At 75.4% G+C, this 22,403-nt stretch carries 24 protein-coding genes; 12 read left to right on the top strand and 12 right to left on the bottom strand.

Translation table 11 applies throughout. The annotated features are described in order from the left end of the window. Positions 1 to 114: 114 nt before the first annotated feature. The 4 genes from ACI790_RS02615 to ACI790_RS02600 all read left to right on the top strand — a co-directional run bounded on the left by ACI790_RS02615 (position 115) and on the right by ACI790_RS02600 (position 4,156). Positions 115 to 1,611 (top strand): AlkA N-terminal domain-containing protein, encoded by a 1,497-nt coding sequence (locus ACI790_RS02615; protein ID WP_456568230.1) that lies wholly within the window; start codon positions 115 to 117, stop codon positions 1,609 to 1,611. Beyond that, positions 1,611 to 2,144, top strand: a complete 534-nt coding sequence (locus ACI790_RS02610) for a methylated-DNA--[protein]-cysteine S-methyltransferase (protein WP_456568229.1) — start codon at positions 1,611 to 1,613, stop codon at positions 2,142 to 2,144. Before ACI790_RS02615 ends, ACI790_RS02610 begins: the two co-directional genes overlap by 1 nt. A 61-nt stretch (positions 2,145 to 2,205) precedes the next feature. After that, positions 2,206 to 3,285 (top strand): DNA recombination protein RmuC, encoded by a 1,080-nt coding sequence (locus ACI790_RS02605; RefSeq protein WP_456568228.1) that lies wholly within the window; start codon positions 2,206 to 2,208, stop codon positions 3,283 to 3,285. Positions 3,286 to 3,496: 211 nt separating this feature from the next. Next, on the top strand, positions 3,497 to 4,156 hold the full coding sequence (locus tag ACI790_RS02600; protein ID WP_456568227.1) for a DUF6542 domain-containing protein: 660 nt from the start codon (positions 3,497 to 3,499) through the stop codon (positions 4,154 to 4,156). Positions 4,157 to 4,216: 60 nt separating this feature from the next. Here ACI790_RS02600 and ACI790_RS02595 read toward each other — a convergent pair whose 3' ends face one another. After that, the gene (locus ACI790_RS02595; RefSeq protein ID WP_456568226.1) at positions 4,217 to 5,185 is read right to left on the bottom strand and encodes a 4-hydroxy-3-methylbut-2-enyl diphosphate reductase; all 969 of its coding nucleotides are present in this window, start codon (positions 5,183 to 5,185) and stop codon (positions 4,217 to 4,219) included. 144 nt (positions 5,186 to 5,329) lie between these two features. Here ACI790_RS02595 and ACI790_RS02590 point away from each other — a divergent pair, with 144 nt between their 5' ends. From ACI790_RS02590 to ACI790_RS02580, 3 genes are all read left to right on the top strand, one after another. Next, positions 5,330 to 6,577: a hypothetical protein gene (locus tag ACI790_RS02590; protein ID WP_456568225.1), complete on the top strand. Its 1,248-nt coding sequence runs from the start codon at positions 5,330 to 5,332 to the stop codon at positions 6,575 to 6,577. Positions 6,578 to 6,665: 88 nt separating this feature from the next. Beyond that, entirely contained in the window at positions 6,666 to 7,925 is a 1,260-nt protein-coding gene (gene xseA, locus ACI790_RS02585) for an exodeoxyribonuclease VII large subunit (RefSeq protein ID WP_456568224.1), read from the top strand. Beyond that, positions 7,922 to 8,143, top strand: a complete 222-nt coding sequence (locus tag ACI790_RS02580; protein WP_456568223.1) for an exodeoxyribonuclease VII small subunit — start codon at positions 7,922 to 7,924, stop codon at positions 8,141 to 8,143. Before xseA ends, ACI790_RS02580 begins: the two co-directional genes overlap by 4 nt. Positions 8,144 to 8,162: 19 nt before the next feature. Here ACI790_RS02580 and ACI790_RS02575 read toward each other — a convergent pair whose 3' ends face one another. Both ACI790_RS02575 and ACI790_RS02570 read right to left on the bottom strand, forming a co-directional pair. Next, positions 8,163 to 8,465 (bottom strand): hypothetical protein, encoded by a 303-nt coding sequence (locus ACI790_RS02575; RefSeq protein ID WP_456568222.1) that lies wholly within the window; start codon positions 8,463 to 8,465, stop codon positions 8,163 to 8,165. Positions 8,466 to 8,590: 125 nt separating this feature from the next. Continuing rightward, a complete protein-coding gene (locus ACI790_RS02570) occupies positions 8,591 to 9,220 on the bottom strand; it encodes a DUF4245 domain-containing protein (RefSeq protein ID WP_456568221.1) in 630 nt (209 codons plus the stop codon). A gap of 131 nt (positions 9,221 to 9,351) precedes the next feature. On the opposite strand from ACI790_RS02570, the gene glpX reads away from it, so the two are divergent. Next, complete coding sequence (gene glpX / locus ACI790_RS02565; RefSeq protein WP_456568220.1) at positions 9,352 to 10,404, top strand: class II fructose-bisphosphatase; 1,053 nt, start codon at positions 9,352 to 9,354, stop codon at positions 10,402 to 10,404. A 12-nt stretch (positions 10,405 to 10,416) separates the two neighbouring features. On the opposite strand, the gene ACI790_RS02560 is transcribed toward glpX, so the two are convergent. Together ACI790_RS02560 and ACI790_RS02555 are read right to left on the bottom strand one after the other, a co-directional pair. After that, entirely contained in the window at positions 10,417 to 11,046 is a 630-nt protein-coding gene (locus ACI790_RS02560) for a DUF1707 domain-containing protein (RefSeq protein ID WP_456568219.1), read from the bottom strand. 44 nt (positions 11,047 to 11,090) lie between these two features. After that, the gene (locus ACI790_RS02555) at positions 11,091 to 11,438 is read right to left on the bottom strand and encodes a hypothetical protein (RefSeq protein ID WP_456568218.1); all 348 of its coding nucleotides are present in this window, start codon (positions 11,436 to 11,438) and stop codon (positions 11,091 to 11,093) included. Between the two features lie 497 nt (positions 11,439 to 11,935). Between ACI790_RS02555 and ACI790_RS02550 the strand changes: the two genes are divergently transcribed. The 4 genes from ACI790_RS02550 to ACI790_RS02535 all read left to right on the top strand — a co-directional run bounded on the left by ACI790_RS02550 (position 11,936) and on the right by ACI790_RS02535 (position 17,335). Next, the gene (locus ACI790_RS02550; RefSeq protein WP_456568217.1) at positions 11,936 to 13,366 is read left to right on the top strand and encodes a class II fumarate hydratase; all 1,431 of its coding nucleotides are present in this window, start codon (positions 11,936 to 11,938) and stop codon (positions 13,364 to 13,366) included. A 127-nt stretch (positions 13,367 to 13,493) separates the two neighbouring features. Then, entirely contained in the window at positions 13,494 to 14,810 is a 1,317-nt protein-coding gene (locus ACI790_RS02545; protein ID WP_456568216.1) for a citrate synthase, read from the top strand. Between the two features lie 107 nt (positions 14,811 to 14,917). Further along, complete coding sequence (locus ACI790_RS02540; RefSeq protein WP_456568215.1) at positions 14,918 to 15,109, top strand: hypothetical protein; 192 nt, start codon at positions 14,918 to 14,920, stop codon at positions 15,107 to 15,109. A 177-nt stretch (positions 15,110 to 15,286) separates the two neighbouring features. Next, a complete protein-coding gene (locus tag ACI790_RS02535; protein WP_456568214.1) occupies positions 15,287 to 17,335 on the top strand; it encodes an NlpC/P60 family protein in 2,049 nt (682 codons plus the stop codon). A 30-nt stretch (positions 17,336 to 17,365) separates the two neighbouring features. Here ACI790_RS02535 and ACI790_RS02530 read toward each other — a convergent pair whose 3' ends face one another. The 7 genes from ACI790_RS02530 to flgL form a co-directional block, all read right to left on the bottom strand. After that, complete coding sequence (locus ACI790_RS02530) at positions 17,366 to 18,133, bottom strand: hypothetical protein (RefSeq protein WP_456568213.1); 768 nt, start codon at positions 18,131 to 18,133, stop codon at positions 17,366 to 17,368. Beyond that, positions 18,130 to 18,477 carry a hypothetical protein gene (locus tag ACI790_RS02525; protein ID WP_456568212.1) on the bottom strand — a complete coding sequence of 116 codons (348 nt, stop codon included), beginning with the start codon at positions 18,475 to 18,477 and terminating at the stop codon, positions 18,130 to 18,132. The genes ACI790_RS02530 and ACI790_RS02525 overlap by 4 nt, the downstream gene beginning before the upstream one ends. A gap of 320 nt (positions 18,478 to 18,797) precedes the next feature. After that, positions 18,798 to 19,901: a flagellar biosynthesis protein FliA gene (locus ACI790_RS02520; RefSeq protein WP_456568211.1), complete on the bottom strand. Its 1,104-nt coding sequence runs from the start codon at positions 19,899 to 19,901 to the stop codon at positions 18,798 to 18,800. Positions 19,902 to 19,971: 70 nt separating this feature from the next. Further along, the gene (locus ACI790_RS02515) at positions 19,972 to 20,478 is read right to left on the bottom strand and encodes a hypothetical protein (protein ID WP_456568210.1); all 507 of its coding nucleotides are present in this window, start codon (positions 20,476 to 20,478) and stop codon (positions 19,972 to 19,974) included. A gap of 199 nt (positions 20,479 to 20,677) precedes the next feature. Next, the gene (csrA, locus tag ACI790_RS02510; RefSeq protein WP_456568209.1) at positions 20,678 to 20,980 is read right to left on the bottom strand and encodes a carbon storage regulator CsrA; all 303 of its coding nucleotides are present in this window, start codon (positions 20,978 to 20,980) and stop codon (positions 20,678 to 20,680) included. 93 nt (positions 20,981 to 21,073) lie between these two features. Next, positions 21,074 to 21,517 (bottom strand): flagellar assembly protein FliW, encoded by a 444-nt coding sequence (gene fliW, locus ACI790_RS02505; RefSeq protein ID WP_456568208.1) that lies wholly within the window; start codon positions 21,515 to 21,517, stop codon positions 21,074 to 21,076. Continuing rightward, positions 21,517 to 22,398: a flagellar hook-associated protein FlgL gene (gene flgL, locus ACI790_RS02500; protein ID WP_456568207.1), complete on the bottom strand. Its 882-nt coding sequence runs from the start codon at positions 22,396 to 22,398 to the stop codon at positions 21,517 to 21,519. The genes fliW and flgL overlap by 1 nt, the downstream gene beginning before the upstream one ends. Positions 22,399 to 22,403: the final 5 nt, after the last annotated feature.

Genomic DNA, 22,403 nt, shown 5'->3' with positions numbered 1-22,403 from the left:
GTGGTCGGCCGGGAACCGCCGACGCCCCGGCCCGCCGTCCACCGACCGGTGCACGCCAGGGCGGCGTCCGAAATCCGCCAGAGACCGTCGCCGGGCGCTGGCATGCTCGGTGCCATGAGGGAGTCCCTGGACCACGAGCGCTGCTACCGCGCCGTCGCCGGCCGGGACGCGCGCTTCGACGGCTGGTTCTTCACCGCGGTGCGCACGACCGGCATCTACTGCCGGCCGTCCTGCCCCGCGCGCACCCCGCTGGCCCGCAACGTCGCTTTCTTCTCCACCGCGGCCGCCGCCCAGGGCGCCGGCTACCGCGCCTGCCGCCGGTGCCGGCCGGACGCCGCGCCGGGGTCACCGCAATGGGACGTGCGCGCCGACGTCGTCGCCCGGGCCATGCGGTTGATCGCCGACGGGGAGATCGAGCGCTCCGGCGTTCCCGGGCTCGCCGCCCGCCTCGGCTACTCCGAGCGCCAGCTGCACCGGCTCGTCGTCGGCGAGCTGGGTGTGAGCCCCCTGGCGCTGGCCCGCGCCCAGCGAGCGCAGATCGCCCGCGTGCTCGTCGAGACCACCGACCTGCCCATGGCCGACGTCGCCTTCGCCGCCGGGTTCGCCAGCATCCGCCAGTTCAACGACACCGTGCGCGAGGTGTTCGCCGCGACCCCCGGCGAGCTGCGCCGCGGCCGGCGCGGCACGCACGGCGGTCCGCCCGGCTGGCTCACGCTCCGGCTGGCCGCCCGCGCGCCGTACGCGGCCGAGGAGGTGCTGCTCTTCCTGGGTGCGCACGCCGTCCCGGGGCTGGAGGAGTGGGACGGGACGACGTTCTCGCGGGTCCTGGACCTACCGCACGGGCCGGCGGTGGTCCGGCTCTCCCCCGCGGCCGACGGCGCGGCGGCGGTCAGCGCCCGGCTGCGGCTCACCGAGCTGCGCGACCTCGGCGCCGCGGTCAGCCGCTGCCGCCGGATGCTGGATCTCGACGCCGACCCCGCCGCCGTCGACGACGTACTGGCCGCCGACCCGGCGCTCGCCCCGCTGGTCGCCGCCGCCCCGGGACGCCGGGTGCCCGCCTCCCCCGACGCCGACGAGCTGGCCGTCCGCGCCGTGCTCGGCCAGCAGGTGTCGGTCGCCGGCGCCCGCACCCTCACCGCCCGCCTGGTCACGGCGGCCGGCACCCCGCTGGCCGAGCCGATCGGCACCCTCACCCACGCCTTTCCGCGGCCGGAGGCGCTGGCCGACGCCGAACTCGGTGCCGTCGGGCTGACCGGTGCGCGCCGGCGCACCGTCTCCGCCCTGGCCACCGCGGTGGCCGACGGCTCGATCGTCCTCGGGCCCGGCGCGGAGCGGGCCGACGCCGAGCGCGGGCTGCGCGCCGTCCCCGGCATCGGTCCGTGGACGGCGGCCCTCGTGGGCCTGCGCGGGCTGGCCGATCCCGACGTCTGGCTCCCCGGCGACCTCGCCCTCCGGAAGTCCCTCGCCGCGCTGGGCAGCAACGACGCCGACGCCGCCACCCACTGGCGGCCGTGGCGCTCCTACGCCGTCCTGCACCTGTGGGCGCTGGCCGTGCCGTCCCTCTTCACCCGCCCCAGCCCACCCGCACCCGCCCTCCCGAGGAGCGCCTGATGACCGGTTCCGTCCGCCACGCCACCGTCGCCACCCCGCCCGGCCCGTTCACGGCGGTCGTCACGACCGACGGGGACGGCCGGGAGCTCGTGCTCGCCAGCGGCTGGACCGCCGACGTCGCCGACCTGCTCGCCGTGGTGCACCCGTCCCTGCGGCCGGACACCTCCTCACCGGTCGCCCGGGTCCCCATCCTCGACACCGTGGACGCCTTCGTCGCAGGGGACGTCACCGCCATCGACGACGTCGCCGTCCGGCAGCGGTCCGGGCCGTTCCTGCAGGAGGCGTGGGAGGTCCTGCGCACCGTCCCCGCCGGCCGACCCGACACCTACGCCGGCTTCGCCGCCCGGTGCGGCCGTCCCGCCGCGGTGCGCGCCGCGGCGAACGCCTGCGCCCGCAACGCCACCGCCCTCTTCGTGCCCTGCCACCGGGTGCTCGGATCCGACGGCGGGCTGGGCGGCTTCCGCTGGGGGACGCCGGTGAAGCGCTGGCTGCTCGACCACGAGGCCGCCTCCGCGGGCGTCCCCGCCGGCTGACCGCGGCGCGCCCACCCCCGTTGCCCGGGAACTGTCGGACCCGTCCGGCAGGGTCCCCGCCATGGACGCCGCTTCCCTGCTCCTCGGGCTCCTCCTCGGTGCGCTGCTGGCCACTGCCGTCACCCTCGGCGTGGTCACGTTGCTGGCCCGCCGCCGCCCCGAGGACACCGGCCTGGAGCCGGTGCACGAGTCCCTGGACCACCTGCACCGGCTGCTGGCCGGCATGGAGCGGGCCCGCGCCACCGCCCACGGGGAGCTGCGCGAGCAGATGGGCACCGTCGGCCAGGCGTCGGCGCAGCTGAAGCACGAGACCGCCGCGCTGGTCACCGCACTGCGCACCCCGCACGTCCGCGGTCGCTGGGGCGAGGTGCAGCTGCGCCGCGTCGTCGAGGTGGCCGGGCTGCTCGAGCACTGCGACTTCGTCGAGCAGCCGGCCGGCACCAACGACGAGGGCGCGGGGGTGCGCCCCGACCTCGTGGTCACCCTCGCCGACGGCCGCCAGGTGATCGTCGACGCGAAGGTGCCCTTCACCGGCTACATCGAGGCGGTGCAGGCCGAGGACCGCGCGGTCCGCGCCGACCGCGTGGCGATGCACGCCCGCCAACTGCGCGCCCACGTCGACGCGCTGGCCGCCCGGCGCTACCCGACCGCCTTCCGCCCGGCGGCGCCGTTCACCGTCCTCTTCGTGCCGTCCGACGGCTTCCTCACCACCGCCCTGGAGGCCGAGCCGGGGCTGCTGGAGTACGGGTTCGCCCGGGACGTCGTCCTGGCGACGCCCAGCACGCTGCTGGCGCTGCTGCGCACCGTGGCCTACTCCTGGCGGCAGGAGCGGCTGGCGCGCGACGCCGATCAGGTGCTGGAGGTGGGCCGCCGCCTGCACGCCCGGCTCAGCACCCTGTCCGGCCACCTCACCCGGCTGGGCTCGGCCCTGTCGACGACGCTGAGCCGCTACAACGAGACGGTGGGCTCCTACGAGCGCTCGGTGCTGACCGCGGCCCGCCGGTTCGACGACCTCGGCATCGCCGAGTCCCCCGTGCCGGAGCCGGTCGAGGTGGAGGCGACGATCCGCACGCTCCGGCCCACCGACGACCTCGGCCGCCTGGACGTCGCCGGGCAGGAGCGCGACGGCACGTCCGGCTGACCCTGTCCGCGGCGGCGCCAGGCGTCGACGGGGGCCTCGGCGGAGGACCTCGTCCGCCCCGCGTGTCACAACCAACACGCGGCGTTACTGGACCCCCACGCGGGCCCTGCGACGCGGCGCGGTCATCCCACGAACTCCCAGCTCCGGTCGCTACCGTTGCCCGGAAGGTCGGCCAGCCGGGTCGCCCTGCGGCACGGGACGGAGGTGCGCCATGGCCACGGCGAGCACGGCGGGCGCATGGCAGGGCGGAGGACGCCCCGAGCGGCCGCAGCCCGCACGCGCACCGCGCCCCGCCGCCGGCGAGCGGCCGGCCCGCTCCTCGCGCCCGCCGGTCCCGGCACCCGTCCGGGCCGGTGAGCGGCTGCGCGCCACCGAGCGCGAGTACGCCCGCGACCGCTACGAGCAGCGGCCCCCGGCCGGTCCCCGCCGTCGCGAAGCCGCGCCCGACCGTCCCGCCGCCCCGCGAGCGGCCCAGGAGCGCCCCGGCGCCCGCACCACCTCGCCCACCGGCAGCCGCGAGAGCAGCCTCCCCGGCGCGGTCGCCGTCCTCGGGATCTTCCTGCTCACCCTCGCCGGCTGCGCGGTCGACTCCTTCGTCGGCATGGGGCTGGGCATGATCACGCTGGTCGCCCTGTCCGGCGGAACCGCGATCGCCACGCTGCTCGTCCGGCGGCGGGATCTGCTCTCCGTCATCGTGGCGCCGCCGCTGGTCTTCGTGCTGGTCGCGCTGGTCAACATCAGCCTCGCCCCCTCGGCGCCGCTGAACCTGCCGACCATGGCCACGCTGCTGGTCCGCGGCTTCCCCACCATGGCCGCCGCCACCGCCGTCGCGATCGTGCTGACCGTGGTGCGGCTGGTCACCCGCCGCTGACCCTCCCGTCCACGACGAAGCCCCGGTCCCGCAGCTGCGGGACCGGGGCTTCGTCGTGGATCAGTCGGCGGCCGGCCCGGCGAGACGGGGCTTGCGCAGCTCGTGCGGCAGGGCGAACACCAGCCGCTCCTCGGCGGCCTTCACCGTCTCGACGTCGGGGTAGCCCCGCGCGGCGAGGAGGTCCAGCACCTCGCTGACCAGGATCTCCGGCACCGAGGCGCCGCTGGTCACGCCGACGGTCTGCACGCCGTCGAGCCAGGCCTCGTCGATCTCGGCGGCGTAGTCGACGAGGTAGCTGGCGCGCGCCCCCGCCTCCAGGGCGACCTCGACCAGCCGGACGGAGTTGGAGGAGTTGGTGGAGCCGACGACGAGCACGAGGTCGCACTCCCCGGCCATCTTCTTGACGGCCTGCTGCCGGTTCTGGGTGGCGTAGCAGATGTCGTCGCTCGGCGGCGACTGCAGCCCCGGGAACCGGTTCTTCAGCTGGTCGACCGTCGCCAGGGTCTCGTCGACCGACAGCGTGGTCTGGGACAGCCACACGACCTTCTCCGGGTCGCGCACCTGGACGTTCGCGACGTCCTCGGGGCCGTCGACGAGCTGGATGTGGGCCGGCGCCTCGCCGGAGGTGCCCTCGACCTCCTCGTGCCCGCGGTGGCCGATCAGCAGGATGTCGTAGTCGTCCCGGGCGAAGCGCTTGGCCTCCTGGTGCACCTTGGTGACCAGCGGGCAGGTGGCGTCGATCGTGTGCAGCTGCCGGTCCGCCGCCTCCTGGTGCACCGCCGGGGAGACCCCGTGCGCGCTGAAGACGACGACCGAGCCCTCGGGCACCTCGTCGGTCTCGTCCACGAAGATCGCGCCGCGGCGCTCGAGCGTCGCCACGACGTGCTTGTTGTGGACGATCTGCTTCCGCACGTACACGGGCGCGCCGTGGATCTCCAGGGCGCGCTCGACGGCGACCACCGCCCGGTCGACGCCGGCGCAGTACCCCCGGGGATCGGCCAGCAGGACACGTCCGCGCTGATCAGCCATGCACCCATGGTAGGTGGGTGGCGACCAGCGGGACGGCGTGCGCGGGTGGCGCGGGACACGGATGTGACCAGCCACATCCCTCCAGCGGGCGCATCATCGCTGGTCGGGTGTGTCGCGGGGTCCTTTCTGGGGCACGCTGGGGCCATGTCCCGTGAGATCCCCGAGGTTGTCCGCGCCGCCGCCGGTCTGGCGGCCACCGTGCTGGACGAGGCCCGGAAGCTGCCCGAGACCCTGCCCGGACTGCCGGTCCGCGTCATCGGCATGGCGATGCAGCACGCGATGAAGGTGCAGCAGACCTACGCCGGCTTCGTCGCCCGCGGCGACGAGCTGCTCGTCGGGCTGCGCGGTGACGCCGAGCCGGGGATGGCGACCTTCGACGACGACGAGCCGGCCGCCGGCCTCCGCGGTTCGGCCTTCGACCGCGTCGCCGACACCGGCACGATCACCGACGAGGAGGTGGCCGACCTCCCCGACGACCCGGCCGCCGACGCCGTCGTCGCCGCGATCGACGACCTCAGCCAGGAGCTGGTGGAGGACCTCGCCGAGGGCACCGAGGAGCTCGCCGACGGCGCGGACGAGGCCCAGCAGAGCCTCACCGACCTGCCGACGGACGAGGCGCCGAGCACCGACGAGGTGCTCGACGAGCTCGCCATCGACGAGATGGTCCCGGCCACCCCGGACACCGACCCGCTGACAGCGGGTACCGACGAGGCGGTGGCCACCGAGGACGCCGACGCCCTCGAGCGGGCCCTGCTCGAGTCCGACCCGGCCCCGGCGGCGACCGACACCGACGCATCGGCCGACGTCGCCACCTCCGTCGACGTGCTCACCCCCGAGGGCGACGTCGCGACGGTCGACGCCGCGATCACCGACGAGGGCGTCGCGGCCGTCGAGGCGCCGGCGGAGGAGCCCGCCACCGACGAGACCGTGGCGACCACCGACGGCAGCGCCACCGACGCCACCGACACCGCCGCCACCGACACGAACGCTGGTCCCGACGTGGCCGTCGACGAGGGCGGCACCCCCGTGGCCGCGGCCACCGGCGCAGGCACGGCCGACACCGACGAGACCGACGCCGCCGTCGCCGAGGGCGCGGCCGTCGACGCCGTCGGCGAGACGTCCGACGCCCCGACCGACGACCCCCAGGGCGGCAGCGACGTCTCCGGCGCCCAGGCGGCCGGAGCGGCGCCGGTCGACGGCTACGACAGCTTCTCCATCGCCCAGCTGCGCGGCCGGCTCCGCGGCTACCAGCTGAACACCGTGTCCGACCTGCTCGCCTACGAGCAGGCCACGCGGGCCCGCGAGCCGTACCTGCGGATGCTGCGCAACCGGCTGGAGAAGCTCGAGGAGCAGGCGGTCGAGTCCAGCCCGCTCGCCCCGCGCGGCGCCTGACCCAGCACCCCCGGGCGGCGATCCGTGCGCATCTCGCCGCCCGGGAGGGGGTCCGGGTCGTGTCGGTGCCGTCTGACACGCTCGGGGCATGACCGCCCCGTCGTCCCCGGAGGCCCCCTGGCCGGTGCGCACGGTGGCCCGCAAGGTGGCCGACTGGATCGGCCGGCTCGGCGAGGTGTGGGTCGAGGGCCAGGTGGCCCAGCTGTCCCGGCGCAGCGGCGCCGCCACGATCTTCCTGACCCTGCGCGACCCGGCCGCCGACCTGTCGGTGCCGGTCACCTGCCACCGCGACGTCGCCGAGCGCCCCGGGCTGGAGCTCACCGAGGGCGCCCGGGTGATCGTGCGGGCCCGGCCCGACTACTACGTCGCCCGTGGCTCGTTCTCCCTTCGCGCCACCGAGATCCGGGCGGTCGGCCTCGGTGAGCTGCTGGCCCGCATCGAGCGGATCCGCCGGCTGCTGGCCGCGGAGGGCCTGTTCGACGCCGCCCGCAAGCGGCCGCTGCCCTTCGCGCCCCGGGTCGTCGGGCTGATCACCGGCCGGGACAGCGCGGCAGAGCGCGACGTGCTGGTGACCGCCCGCCGGCGCTGGCCGGCCGTGCGCTTCGCCATGCACAACTGCGTCGTCCAGGGCCCGCAGGCGGCGGCCAACGTCATCGAGGGGCTGCGGAAGCTGGACGCCGACCCGGCGGTCGAGGTCATCGTCGTCGCCCGCGGCGGCGGCTCCGTCGAGGACCTGCTGCCCTTCTCCGACGAGGGCCTGGTGCGGGCGATCGCCGGCTGCCGCACGCCGGTGGTCACCGCCGTCGGCCACGAGACCGACACGACGCTGGTCGACCACGCCGCCGACGTCCGGGCCGCCACCCCCACCGACGCCGCGCACCGCATCGTGCCCGAGATCGGGGAGCAGCGGCGCCTGGTCGACGGGTTGCGGGCCCGCGCCCGGCACCTCGTCGGCGCCCGGCTGGAGCAGCAGGAACGGTGGCTGGAGTCCGTCCGGACCCGTCCCGCGCTCGCCTCCCCCGACCGGTTGCTGCACGGCCGCGAGGACGACGTCCTGGCCCTGCGCACGCGGGCGCGGCGCACGCTCACCCACCGCGTCGAGGCCGCCGAGCGCGACCTCGAGCACGCCCGGGCCCGGGTGGCCGCCCTCTCCCCCGCCGCGACGCTCGAGCGCGGCTACGCCGTCGTGCAGCAGGCCGACGGCTCGCTGGTGCGCGACCCCGCCCAGGTGGCCGACGGCGAGCTCCTGCGGGTCCGGGTCGCCGGCGGCCGGCTCCCCGTCCGCGTGGACCGGGCCGCCGCCCCCGGCACCGACGCCGTTCCCACCCCCCAGGAGGACCCCGCATGAGCACCACCGACGAGCGCGGCCCCGAGCCGGCGACCACCTACGAGCAGGCCCGCGAGGAACTCGCCGACGTCGTCCGGCGGCTGGAGGCCGGCGGCCTCACGCTGGAGGAGTCGCTGGCCCTGTGGGAGCGCGGCGAGGAGCTGGCCCGGCTCTGCCAGCACTGGCTGGACCGCGCCCGCGAGCGCCTGGCCGCAGCGGCACCCGCTGACGACGCCTGAGGCGCCGGGGCGCGGTGGCTCAGGCCGGCGGGCGGAGCCGGTCGTCGCGGGCGACCACGAGCCCGGCGTCGGCGAGGGCCGCCAGCACCCGGTCGACGCGCTGCCGCAGGCCCGGCGAGCCCACCGCGTCGTCCGGCGACGGGGCGCCCGCCACCCGCAGGCCGGGGGCGCCGTCGTCGAGACAGCGCGCGAGCACGTCGCGCACGTCCACCGGCTGAACCGTCCGCGCCGCCGGGATCCGGGTGACCATCCCGCAGGCGCAGGACCCGCCGTCGGCCGGAGCCCGGTGGTCACTGCTCGTGCAGTCCTCGCGTGCCGGCATCCGGGGCTCCTCAGGCAGTCGGTCCAGTGGGTCGATGCCGACACCCTGCCCCCGCCGCCGTCGACTCCGGTGCCGGACGCACCGGGAGTCATCATGTCGTGACCTGGACGGTGCGACGGCGCGGCTCAGCCCGACCAGGGCCGCACCGCGGTCGCCACGGCGGCCAGCTCGTCGTCGTCGGCCGATCCGGTGACCACCAGCGTGACCCCGTCGACGACCCGCGAGAACGCCGTCTCCCCGCGCTCGGTCGTGGATCGGGTCCACTGCGCGCCGTCGAGCGAGACCTCGCCGTCCGCCGTCGCGGCGTCGAGCACCGCGTCGACGGCATCGGCGTCGGGGTCGTCGCTGACGACGAAGCCGGCGTAGCCGCCGGACGGCGTCACGTAGCCGAGCTGCAGGGTGACCGAATCCCCCTCGGCCGCGTTGCCCGCGTCGGTGCGCGCGCTGGTCGGCCGGTAGCCCTCGCCCAGGCCGTCGGGGACCAGCACCGCATAGTCCGCCCGCGACTGGGCCAGCTGCACCGTGGTCGACGGGTCGATCTCGCGCACCGGGTCCCCGGCGTCGTTCTTGAACGTCACCCACGCCACGATCAGCAGGCAGATCACCACGAGCGGCAGCAGCGAGCGCAGCATGTTGGCCGCGCTCATCCGGTTGGCCCGCTCCACCGCGGGCGACGGCGGCGGCGCCTGCGTCCCGGCGGCGGCCGCGTCGTCGGGGACCTGGGGACGCTGGCTCGTCGGGCCGATTCCGGTCATGCCCCTAGGATCGCAGGCGAGCTCTCCCCCACCGCCGCCCAGCGCCCACGCGGCATCCGCCCGGCAGCCCACCGCCGGGTACGGCCGGGCCGGGGCGTCGCCACCACCCGGTGGCCCAACCAGGAGGTCCTGTGTCGCTGCCCCTGCCTGATGGCCCGCTCCCCTCGACGACGGCCGGACACGCCTTCTCCGCCGACCGGCCGGCGCCCGACCGCAACCTGGCGCTCGAGCTCGTGCGCGTGACCGAGGCGGCCGCGATGGCCGCCGGGCGCTGGGTGGGCCGCGGTGACAAGAACGGCGGCGACGGCGCGGCGGTCGACGCCATGCGGGCGCTCATCGGCACGGTGCGCATGCAGGGCGTCGTGGTCATCGGCGAGGGCGAGAAGGACGAGGCGCCCATGCTCTACAACGGCGAGCAGGTCGGCGACGGCCAGGGCCCCGAGTGCGACGTCGCCGTCGACCCGATCGACGGCACCACCCTGATGGCCAAGGGCATGCCGAACGCCATCGCGGTCATGGCCGTCGCCGAGCGGGGTGCCATGTACGACCCGTCGGCGGTCTTCTACATGGAGAAGCTGGCCACCGGCCCGGCCGCGGCCGACGTCGTCGACATCACCGCGCCGGTCGCGGAGAACATCCGCCGCATCGCCAAGGCGAAGAAGAGCTCCGTCGGCGACGTCACCGTCTGCATCCTCGACCGGCCCCGCCACCAGCAGCTGGTCCAGGACGTCAGGGAGGCCGGCGCCCGCATCAAGTTCATCACCGACGGCGACGTCGCCGGCGCGATCGCCGCCGCCCGCGAGGGCACCGGCGTCGACCTGCTGCTGGGCATCGGCGGCACCCCCGAGGGGATCATCACCGCCTGCGCGCTCAAGTGCATGGGCGGCGCCCTCCAGGGCCGGCTGTGGCCCAAGGACGACGACGAGCGGCAGAAGGCAATCGACGCCGGCCACGACCTGGACCGGGTGCTGCACATCGACGACCTGGTGCGCGGCGACGTCTTCTTCGTCGCCACCGGCATCACCGACGGCGAGCTGCTGCGCGGGGTCCGCTACAGCGCCGGGGGCTGCACCACCCAGTCGCTGGTCATGCGGTCGCGGTCGGGCACGATCCGCTCGATCGACAGCCTGCACTCGCTGGAGAAGCTGCGGGCCTACTCCGCGGTCCCCTTCGACCGCGACTGAGGCCCGCCGCCGTCACAGCTGGCGGCGCTGGGCCAGCCGCTCCATCAGGGCACCCCAGCGGCTCGGGGAGTCCCCCGGGGCGAGGCTGCGCAGCCGGAGGTCGCCGAAGATCGCCTTCGCGTGGACGACGACCAGCGGCGTGCCGGCCAGCCGCTGCACCGGCGCGAGGGTGACCTTCCGGTCGCCGAAGACCGTGCGTCCCTCGAGCTGGGCGTCGACCCCCTCGGCGACGATCACGTCGATGCCGCCGAAGACGGTGCTCAGGTGCAGATCGAGGCGGTCGGCGCCGGTGCGGAGCCCACGCAGGTCGATCCGGACGTCACCGAAGACCGTGTGCGCGCGTCGCGGCGGCGTCATGCCGCCGGCCGAGGTGATGTCGCCGAAGACGCTGGTCAGCTCCTCCGGCGTGCGCGTGCCGACGATCTCGACCTGCGCGCGGCCACCCGCCGGCAGGTCGGCGACCAGCGCGTCCAGGTCGGGCCGGGTCACCGCCGCGTAGGCGGCCTCGGCGCGCTCGCCGAACTCGGTCAGGTCGATGCGCCCCTCGCCGACGGCCGTCTGCAGCTGCGCCACCACCGCCTCCCGCTCGGCGTCGGAGACGCGCACGGCGGGCGGACGGGCGGTGCCCTCGGGATCGCTCACGCACCGGGAGGCTAGCGGCAGAAGCGCCGCGCAGGCGCCCGCGCTCACTCCAGTTCGGTGCAGGCCATCACCGCGTAGGACTTCACCCGGCCGCCGCAGGTGCTGGCGTACGTCTCGTAGTCCGACAGCGGCGGCGACGCGTACATGAGGTCGTCGCAGGACTGCAGGTCGCCGTCGAAGCAGCCCTGGGCGTAGGTGTCGAGCGCCTCGTCCGGCCCCAGGTCCCCCGGCTCCACCGGCGGGAACTCCTCGACGGACCCCGACGGTGGGCCGCCGTACCAGCCCGCGCTCCCGTCGAGCATGCCCAGGGCGGAGTCCATCTGGTCCTGGGCCCCCTCGACCATCCCCTGCCGGACGCCCTCGGTGAGGCCCGGGGTCAGCTCCTCGGCCATCGCCCGGCCGATGTCCTCGGCCGCTGCCGATGAACACCGCGCTCACCAGGAACGTGGCGGTCACCGCCCCGACGGCCAGCCCGCCCAGGGCCGCGCCGGCCACCGCCCACCGACCCCGCCCGGACGGCAGCCCGAGGGCCGGAGCGGGGGCCGCAGCCGGCGCCGGAACGGCCCCGGCCGGCTGCCACGACGCCGTCGCCGCCCAGTCGGGCACCGGCTGGGCGGGGGTGGTCCAGCCGGTGCCGGGCGCCGGCCAGCCGGGGGTGCCCTGGTCCTGCGGGGACGGCGTGCCGCCGGTGTCCGGCGTCAGGGGCGGCTGGGACATGCGGCACTCCTCGGGGCTCGTGCCGGATCGGCACCGCGGACGGCGCGGATGCCTCCGGCGCACACGGCCCTCCTCGGCGGTCTGCCGCGAGGGCGGAACCGACCCCTCCCCCCACGGGTGTCTAGGGTCCCGTGCGGAGCACTGTCACCATCCACACCACCGGGAGCACAGCGTGGCCCAGCAGAACGGCGCAGCGCAGGACGGCAGCGGTCAGGACACCACCGACTTCCGCATCGAGCACGACTCCATGGGAGAGGTCCGCGTCCCCTCCTGGGCCAAGTGGCGGGCGCAGACGCAGCGCGCCGTCGAGAACTTCCCCATCTCCGGGACCCCCATCGAGCGGGAGCTGATCGGCGCCCTGGCGGCGATCAAGGGCGCGGCGGCCACCGTCAACGCCGATCTCGGCGTCCTCGACCGGTCGATCGCCGACGCCATCGCCGAGGCCGCCGGGTCGGTCGCCCGCGGCGACTGGGACGAGCACTTCCCCATCGACGTCTTCCAGACCGGGTCGGGCACGTCGAGCAACATGAACACCAACGAGGTCATCGCCACCCTGGCCACCGAGTCCCTCGGCGCGCCGGTGCACCCGAACGACCACGTGAACGCCTCGCAGTCGTCCAACGACGTCTTCCCGTCGGCGATCCACATCGCCGCCACCCGGGCCATCGTCGTCACGCTGATCCCGGCGCTGCGGCACCTCGAGGCCTCCCTGCAGCGCAAGGCCGAGGAGTTCGCGGAGGTCGTGAAGAGCGGCCGCACCCACCTGATGGACGCCACCCCGGTGACGCTGGGCCAGGAGTTCGGCGGCTACGCCGCGGCGGTCCGCTACGGGGTCGAGCGGCTGGAGGCGTCGCTGCCGCGCATCGGCGAGCTGCCCCTCGGCGGCACCGCCGTCGGCACCGGCATCAACACCCCGCCCGGGTTCGCCGCGGCGATCATCGAGAAGCTGGCCGGCCAGATGGAGCTGCCGTTGTCGGAGGCGCGTGACCACTTCGAGGCGCAGAGCTCCCGCGACGCACTCGTGGAGGGGTCTGGCCAGCTGAAGACGATCGCCGTCGGCCTGGTGAAGATCGCCAACGACCTGCGCTGGATGGGCTCGGGCCCGCGCACGGGCCTCGGTGAGATCCAGCTGCCGGACCTGCAGCCGGGCAGCTCGATCATGCCGGGCAAGGTGAACCCGGTGATCCCCGAGGCGGTGATCCAGGTCGGCGCCCAGGTCATCGGCAACGACGCGGCGGTGACCTACGCCGGCACCACCGGCGTCTTCGAGCTGAACGTGACGCTGCCCCTGATGGCGCGCAACGTGCTGGAGTCGATCCGGCTGCTGGCCAACGTCAGCCGGCTGCTCGCCGACCGCTGCGTCGACGGGATCGTGGCCAACGTCGAGCAGTGCCGCACCTACGCCGAGTCCTCCCCCTCGATCGTCACGCCGCTGAACAAGTACATCGGCTACGAGGAGGCCGCGATCGTGGCCAAGCAGTCGCTCAAGGAGCAGAAGACGATCCGCCAGGTGGTCGTGGAGCGGGGCTACGTCGAGCAGGGAAAGCTCACCGAGGAGCAGCTGGACGCCGCGCTCGACGTCCTGTCGATGACCCACCCCTGACCCGTCCGCCGGTGGTCGGGGCCGGGAAGCCCCGACCACCGGCGAGGCCCGGGCGACCACCACGTCGGTACCGGACGGCGCGCGCACGTGTGCCAAGCTCCGCGGAAGTGAGTAGCGTCTCGGCTCTATGACCGAGACAACGAGCGCCGGTGACGTAGGCACCCCCGACGTCGCCCTGCGCTACCCCGGTGGAGAGCTGCCCCTTCCGGTGAAGTCGGGGACGGAGGGCGCAGACGGCATCGACACGAGCAAGCTGCTGGCGACGACCGGCAAGGTCGCCCTCGACATCGGCTTCGTCAACACCGCGGCGTGCACCTCGGCGATCACCTACATCGACGGTGACGCCGGGATCCTGCGCTACCGCGGGTACCCGATCGACCAGCTCGCGGGCAAGGCCAGCTTCCTCGAGGTCAGCTACCTGCTGATCTACGGCGAGCTGCCCACCGCCGACCAGCTGGGCGAGTTCGACCAGCGGCTCCGGCGGCACACCCTGCTGCACGAGGACCTCAAGCAGTTCTTCGCGGGGTTCCCGCTCGACGCGCACCCGATGCCGGTGCTGTCGTCGGCGGTGAGCGCGCTGTCGACCTTCTACCAGGACTCGCTGGACCCCTTCGACGAGGAGCAGGTCGAGATGTCGACCCTGCGCCTGCTGGCCAAGCTGCCCACCATCGCGGCCTACGCCTACAAGAAGTCGGTCGGCCAGCCGTTCCTCTACCCGGACAACTCGCTGGGTCTGGTGGAGAACTTCCTCCGCATGACCTTCGGCTTCCCGGCCGAGCCCTACGACGTCGACCCGGACCTGGCCAAGGCGCTGGACATGCTCTTCGTCCTGCACGCCGACCACGAGCAGAACTGCTCGACGTCGACCGTCCGGCTGGTCGGGTCCTCGCACGCGAACCTGTTCGCCTCCGTGTCCGCCGGCATCAACGCGCTGTTCGGCCCGCTGCACGGCGGCGCCAACCAGTCGGTGCTGGAGATGCTCGATGCCATCAAGGCCGACGGCGGGGACATCCCGCGCTTCGTCGAGCGGGTCAAGAAGAAGGAGCCCGGCGTCAAGCTCATGGGCTTCGGGCACCGGGTCTACAAGAACTACGACCCCCGCGCGGCGATCGTGAAGGCGACGGCCGACAAGGTGCTGGACAAGCTGGGCGGCAACAACGAGCTGCTCGACCTCGCGCGCCAGCTCGAGGAGATCGCGCTGAAGGACGAGTTCTTCGTCCAGCGCAAGCTCTACCCGAACGTCGACTTCTACACCGGGCTGATCTACCAGGCGATGGGCTTCCCGACGCGGATGTTCACCGTGCTGTTCGCGCTCGGCCGGCTGCCCGGCTGGATCGCGCAGTGGCGGGAGATGATCGCCGACCCGAGCACGAAGATCGGGCGTCCCCGGCAGCTGTACACCGGTGCGACCGAACGGGACTTCGTCCCCATCGACGCGCGCTGACCGCACCTCGCCCCCGGGCCGGGTGACCCTCCGGGGTCACCCGGCCCGTTGCGTCCCGGGGCACGATCCCTACGGTGGGTGCGCCCCCGCTCTCGGAAGGACCGCGCATGGCCGAGCTCCCCGACGAGGACCTCCTCGTCCTGCCGCCCATGCCCTTGGCGACCGGCCGGCTCCTCGAGCCCGAGGGCGAGGGCGCGCCCGTCCGGATCACCAGGCTGGAGTTCGTCGTATCGACCGAGGACGGTGGCGAGCTGCGGATCCCGCTCGTGCACCGCCACGGCGCGTGGTGGGCGCCCTGAGGCGCCCCTCCGGCGCCCTCCTCCCCTCCCCCGAGGTTCACCCCACCCCGGACGGGTGACCCTCCGGGACCGGTTCTTCAAGCATCTCCCGCGGCGCGTCGATGGATGTGCGAGCGCTCCTGGCCCCTTCGGCTTCAGGAGCCCCATCCGTTCCGACGAGATCGCCCGGGGGACGCAGTGCCTGCATCGCGGACGCCCGCGCGTACGAGCACCCCCCGACCGGCGTCCTCGGCCCGCACCGCCCCCGCCCGCACCGCCCCCGCCCGCAGCGCTGCCGGCGCCGAGCGCAGCCCGGCCCGACCGCCCCTGACCCCGGCGGAGGCCACGGCGCTGCGCGCGGCCCTGGCCCGGCGCCAGGCGGCCACCGCCCGTCCCGGCGTCACCCCGGAGCAGCTCGCCGCGGCCCGCGCGGCCGTCGCCGCACGCGCGGGCGGCCGGCGCCCGGGCACGTCCCGGACCCCGCCCGGCCGGTCCCGGCCGGCCGCCGGCCGCACCGCGGTCCGCCGCGCTCCGGCCCGCACGCGCGCCCGCGCTGCCCGCCGCGCCCGGCGCACCGGGTCGAACTGGTCGACGCGCCTCGGGATCGTCGCGACCAGCGCCCTGCTGATCCCCGCGGCCCTGGCCCTCCTGCTGCCCGGCGCAAAGGTCCCCGGCGGGGCCGGCTCCGCACCGGACCCCACCACGCTGGCGCTCGCCGCCCGCAGCTCCCTGCTGGAGCAGGCCGACCGCTACCAGCTGCTGGCCGCCGAGGCCGACCACCGGCGCGCCCGGCTCGCCGACGCGCTCGCCGCCGAGCGGGCCGCGCGGGACGACCTCGCCACCGCGCGGCTGCCCGTCGGCGGCGGCGCGGCCGACCTCTACCGGGCCGACGCCACCGACCGCTACCCGGTGCTGGCGCTCGACCTGCACGACGCCGACGCGGCGTCCGGCGTCCTCTACCGGCAGGCCCTGGCCGACCGCGCCGGGGCGGACCTGGCCGGCGCCGCCGTCCGGGCTGCGCGCAGCGCCGCCCGGCTCCAGGCCGCGGCAGCCCGCGTGGCCGACGCGCGCGCCGCCGTGGCGGCCGCCGACCGGCGGGCCGCCGACGTCCTGGCCGCCGTGCGCGCCGAGGTCGACGGCCTCGCCCCGGAGGTCTCCGGCCGGCTCGCCGGGCTGGGCACCATCCCCGCCGCCGGCGCGCAGCAGGAGCGCAACGACGCGGCGACCCGCCGCTGGCAGCAGTACCTCGGCCGGCTCGCCGACACCGGCATCGCGCCGCCGCCCGCGGCGGCGCTGGCCGACGTCACGAAGCTCCCGGCCGGCCTCTCCCCCGCGCTCGACCCCGACGGCCGGCCGGTCCCCGGCGTGGCCTGGGCGGCCATCGGCAGCGAGCCGGTGACCGTGCTCCCCGCCGAGACGGTGGCCGCGGTCAGCAACGCCCTCTCCCAGCTCGGCAAGCCGTTCGTCGCGGGCACCGCCGGCCCGGAGACCTACGACTGCGGCGGGTTCACCGCCGCCTCCTGGCTGCTCGCCGGGTACGCCCTGCCGGGCACGCCCGAAGCCCAGTGGGCGACCGGCGCCGCCGTGCCGATCCGCGACCTCCAGGTCGGCGACCTCGTCTTCTCCCCCGGCGGCCGCGACGTCGGCCTCTACCTCGGCGACGGCGACGTCGTCGGCGCCTCCGCGGCGTCGTACCAGGTGGGCGTGCGCCCCCTGGCGGCCGGCTCCTCGGCCGTCCGGGTCCCCGTGCCGGCCCCCGCCCAGCCGAACGCACCCCTGGCCGGCGGGGACGCCGGCGCGTGCGGCGTCCCACCGCCGGAGCCGGGTCCGGCGAGCCCGCAGTGGGGTGGCTGGTCCAACGGCCGCATCCCCGCCGAGGCGCTGTGCCGGCTCGGGATCGCGGGGCACGCGCTGCGCTGCGACGCCGCGGCCTCCTATGCCCGGCTGGACGCCGCCTTCACCGCGGAGTTCGGCACCCGGCTGCGGATCACCGACTCCTACCGGCCCTTCCGCGCGCAGGTCGCGGCGTACCGCGCCAAGCCGGGGCTGGCCGCCGTCCCGGGGACGTCGAACCACGGCTGGGCCCTCGCGGTCGACCTCGGCGGGGGGGTCAACGTCGCCGGCACGCCGCAGTGGACCTGGATGACGGCCCACGCCGCCCGCTTCGGCTTCGTGCAGCCCGACTGGGCGCGGCCCGGCGGCGAGAAGCCCGAACCGTGGCACTGGGAGTACGGCGCCATCTCCTGACCGCGGGGCCGCCACGGCGGCCGGGACGGGTCAGATCCAGGGCAGGTCGACCAGGCTGCGCCAGGGCAGCGTCACGCTGGCGTCGCTGGCCTGGCCGGCCAGCCGCCGGGCAACGCCGGGCGACGCGCAGGCGACCGGCCGGTGCGGCGTCACGACGACGTGCATGTCCGGGAGCGTCAGCCCGGCGCGAGCGATCCGGTGCAGCAGCAGCTCCGGGGCCACGAGCGCGGCCGAGGCCAGCACCGGCACCGCACGGTGCGACCACAGCGCCAGCGGCCCCTCCACCCGCAGGTCCAGCGGCACCTCGTGCGCCCGGCCGGTCGCTGCGGAGCGGATCCGGTGCAGCTCGGCCGGGCGTGCCGCCGGCGACGGTGTCCAGGGCAGGGCCAGCTCCTCGCGCACCACGACGACGGTCCAGCCGACCGAGGTCTCCGCGGCGTCCGCCCAGTCGAGCACGGCGATCCCGGCGGCGGCCGCGGCGGCGTCGGTGACCGGGCGGCGGGCCACCCAGGTCCGCAGGGCGGCGGTGATCCCCGCGGTCGTACCCGGCACCCCGGCGTGGCTCATGTCGTCGGCGAGATCGGCCAGGGCCACCCGCTGCACCCGCTCGTCCTCCTCCAGGTGCAGCACGGTGCCGGCGCCGGGGCGCCGCACCAGGCACAGCTGGAGCCGGGGGGAGGCCAGGCGGGGCAGCACCTCGGCGGCGACGTCGTGCAGATCGGCGACGTCGACCGGCGCCGCCCGGAACCGGTGCAGCAGGCGAGCGGACGGCGCGGCGCCGAACAGGCTCGAGGTCACGTCCGGCTCCGGGCGTCGAGCAGCCCGCGCAACTGCTCGGGCAGGGCGGGCAGGGCCAGGACGCCGGCGAGCTCGACAGGGCTGAGCCGGACGGGGAGGACGTCGTCGTCCCAGCCGGTCGCCAGCCGGACCCGGGCGGTGGAGGCGGGCCAGACGGCCTCCCGGGCGGCGGCCACGTGCAGCTCGGTGAGGACGTCCTGCAGGTGGATGGCGGTCACCGGGTGCACCGCGCGGTCCCCGAGCGCGGTCCGCACGGTTCCGGCGAGCAGGTCGCGCGCGGCGGCGTCGAGCCAGTGCGGAACGAGGGTCGGCGCATCGGCGTCCCCCGACGGCAGCGCGCTCACCGGGCACCGTCCCGGCCCCGGTGTCCGGTCGCCGGCCACAGCGGGAGGGCGCGGTGGCGGTTGCTCGGACGGGGCGTCACACCCTGGATATCGGCAGGTGCAGGAGCCAACGGACCCCTCACCGGGGCTTTTTCCGCAAACGTCCGGCGAGCGGGACCGCCCGGGACGCGGCAGCCCGTCCCGTCCCCTGCGCACCGCGGGCACCGGCCGGCGGCCGCAGCACCCCGGACTCCCGAGATCCCGCGAGCCCGCACCGTCCGGGCGGGACGGGTGCGGGCTCGCGGGATCTCGACGGGTCACACGACGAGGAGCAGGCGTGCCTAGTCGGCGAGCTCGGCCAGCCGGTCCTTGAGGGCCTTCTCCACCCGGTCGGCGTAGACGTTCATGTTCCGCACCGAGGTGTTGAGGTCGGCGGACAGCTGGGTCTTGGTCGCGCCGCCCCAGGTGGTCAGGTACCAGGTCGCCCAGCCCAGCACGTTGGGCTGGCCGGCGCGCTGGTCACTGCGGGCGTTCGGGTCGGGGGCGCAGGCTGCCGTCAGGGCGTGCGAGAGCAGCGTCTGCTCGGCCTCCCCCATGATCTCGTCAGGCGCCTCGGCGGAGTCGGGCAGCAGGATCTCGGTCGCCTCGGGAGGTCCGTCCAGCGACTGCAGGTTGCGCAGCCCGTTGAGGGTCGCGACGGTCTGCGAGTTGCGGCGCAGCGTGGCGACGCTCTGGCCCATGTAGGCGGCCAGCTCCTTCTCGCTCGGCCGGCGCTGGTGCTCGGCCGTGAAGGCGGCGATGGCCTTCTGCTGCTTGTGCTCGGTGTCCGCGGCGGTGCGCCCGTGGGCGTTGCGCCCCAGGTCGTGCACCCACTTGGACAGCTGGGTGGCCAGGAACGCGCCGAACGGGACCGACTTCGTCTCGTCGTACTGGGTCACCGCCTTGAGCACCCACTCGAACACCTGCTGCCCCAGGTCGTCGGGGTCGGGCAGGTGCAGCCGGATCGTGCTCATGTTGCGCTGCAGCCGCTTGAGGCTCACCGGCCCGTAGTGGCGGCACAGGTCGGCCAGGAAGTCCGCCGGCAGGTCACGCGGCGCGCGCCGGCGCACGCCGGTCTCGGCGCGCAGGCCGACGGTGGTCACGCCTCGCCCGGCGCACCAGGCCTTGACCCAGTCGGCGAGCACCGCGGCCGTTCCGCAGGCGCCGTCCACCCGGTAGAGGCCGTCCCCCTGGTCGTAGCTGACCGTGACGCCGTCGGGCAGCTCGCGGCGGAACTCGTCGAGCGGCAGCTCGTGGTCGACCCGGAAGTGCACCCGGTCGCGAGGGGTGATGGGCGCCAGCGCCCACCCCTCGGCCTCGGGGATCCCGCCGAACACCAGGGGCTGGCGGTTGCGGGCACGGTCGTCCGCGGTCGGCGGGGTCGGGGACGGGATGCGGTCGGACATCGGAACTCCAGGCACTACGGGGAAGAAGAGGTGCCGGGTACGCCGGGCCGGCGTACCGCTCGGACGGCCGTCAGGCCGGGATGCGCTCGCCCGGACCGGGCAGGCGCGGCGACGGGATGGGCGAGGCCGGCGCCGACGAGCGGGCCGGCGCGTCGACGGCGTCGCCGGCGAGCGCGTCGGCGCGGGCGGTGCCCCCGGCGGCGTGCTCGAGGAGCGCGGTGGCGGCGGCGCGCTCGGCGCCGCTGGGCTCGGCGGTGTAGACCGGCATGTGGTCGTACAGCGAGGTGAACAGCGCCGAGACGAAGGCGTAGGCGGCCTGCGCCTGCGGCGAGAAGCGGGCCACGGCGGTGCGGGGGCCGAGGTCGACGCCGACGGTCACCCGGACGACGCGGTCGTCCTTGCTCAGGCCGGTGACGGCGAAGACGACGTCCTCGTGCTCGGCCGCCAGCGTCGCGAGCGCCGCGAGGCACTTGCGGGTGGCGCCGCGGCGCGGCCGCAGCTGCACGTGGACCACCACGGACTCCTGCTCACCGGCCTGGTCGCCGGACCCCGATGCGGTGAATGCGTTGCGTGCCATCTCGATCGCCCCCTGTCACTTGCTTGGGGAGAAATCTGCCTTACGCACGCTCCGAAGCCGCCACACAACTCGCCGTGTCGACGCAGTTGTGGGGCCGAAGCTTCGGCAATAGTTGCCCGTGTCGCACCCACCCGGCTCGGACCAGCCGTCACATTGGCACGGTCTACCGAGGACGACCCCCGCCAGCCGTGCAGATCTGTCAGTCGCCGGGGCGCGCCGCCTCGGTCGGGGCCGGAACCTCCGCGCCGGCGCCGTCGGTGTCCGCGTCCGGGCGGGCGGTCGGCGCGAACGCCGCGAGCGCGCCGAGCGTGTCCGCGGTGACCTGGGCCGCCAGGAAGTTGGCCTCGGCGATCTGCCGGTAGACCTCCTCGCGGTGGATGGTGACCTCGCGCGGCGCCTTGAAGCCCAGCCGCACGGTGCCGCCACGCACCTCGACGACGTGGATCTCGATGTCGTCGCCGATGCGGATCGTCTCGCCGACGCTGCGGGTGAGTGTGAGCACGAGTACCCCTCCATGGGTTGTGTGGTGGCCGTCCGTGGCGGTGCCCGCCGACGCGGGGCACGGGAGCCGCATCGCGGACGCGGCCCACCGAGGTTATCGGCGGAGGCGCCGCCGGAGCGGAAGAGCGCCGTCGGCCAGCACGACCTGTCGGGCGCGGTGCGTCGAGGGGGCGACGACGACCGGCGCACGCAGGTTGGCCGTGGCGGCGACCGGGTCGCCGTCCGGGACGGTGACCAGGCAGTAGACGCCCGCCTCCGCGCCGTCGGGCAGCCCGAGCTCGCGGCGGACCGCGGCCGGCAGCACGGGCGCGTAGTCCGGGAAGAACTCCCGGGCCGGTACCGCGAGGAACCGGGGCCCGTCCGTGGCGACCGCCTGCAGCCAGAACAGCAGCCCGGCGGTGTCCCCGGCGACCAGCACGTAGTCGGAGTGCCGGGGGAAGCCCGCCAGCGGCTCGACGAACGACAGCACCTGGACCGGGGGCGGAGCGGGTGCGGTCGTCATCGGGCCCGCTGCGGGGCTGTCGGCGAGGGTGGTCATCAGCGCAGGTAGTCCATCAGCGTCGGCGAGATCGCCTTCGCCGTCGCCTGGAGGGCCGCCTGGTAGCCGACCTGCTGCATCTGCAGCCGCATGATCGTGTTCGGCAGGTCCACGTTCTCGACCTCGCCGAGCTGGGTCTCCAGGGTCAGTGCGAGGTCGCTGTTGATCTGCTGCTCCCGCTCGACCCGGGCTGCCCGGGCGCCGACGTCGGCGACCCCGCCGAGCATCCCCTTCATCACCGCGTCCAGGTCCACCAGCCCCTGGTCGAGGGAAGCGGGATCGTCGACGAGGTCATCGGCGATCCGGGCGACCACGGCGAACAGGTCGTTCCCGGCCGGCCCGAAGACCTCGGGACCGGTCAGGTCCACGCGCACCTCCTCGGTGAACGAGACGCGGCGCATGACGTCGGCCCCTTCGATGCCCTGATAGGTGCCGGCGTCGCTGTACGCCGTGGTGCCGGTGGTCACCCCACCGAAGATCGGGCGACCCTGGATGGCGGTGTTCGCCAGGCCGAGCAGGCCTTCCCGCAGCGATGCGACCTCCGTGGCCAGCGCCCGCCGGCTGGCCTCGGACGAGTTGCCGGTGCTCGCGCCCTGCACGGTGAGGTCGCGGACCCGCCGGGTGACGTCGAGCATGTTCTGCAGCGTGGAGTCGGTGATCGACAGCCAGCTGTCGGCGTCGGAGATGTTGCGGCCGAACTGCTCGACGGCGGCCTGCTCCGACCGGGTCTGCATCGCCTTGTTCGTGCCGGTCGGCGAGTCGGACGGCGCGTTCAGGAGCCGACCCGAGGTGAGCTGCTGCTGCAGCTTCCCGACCGCGTCCAGGTTGCGGTTGAGGCCCTGCAGGCTGGTGAGGGTGACGGCCTTCTGCGTGATGCGCACTCAGA

The sequence above is a fragment of the Blastococcus sp. SYSU DS0539 genome, from assembly GCF_054050855.1.
Note: the sequence above shows the minus strand (reverse complement) of the source record. Positions and strands in the feature narration are given on the sequence as shown.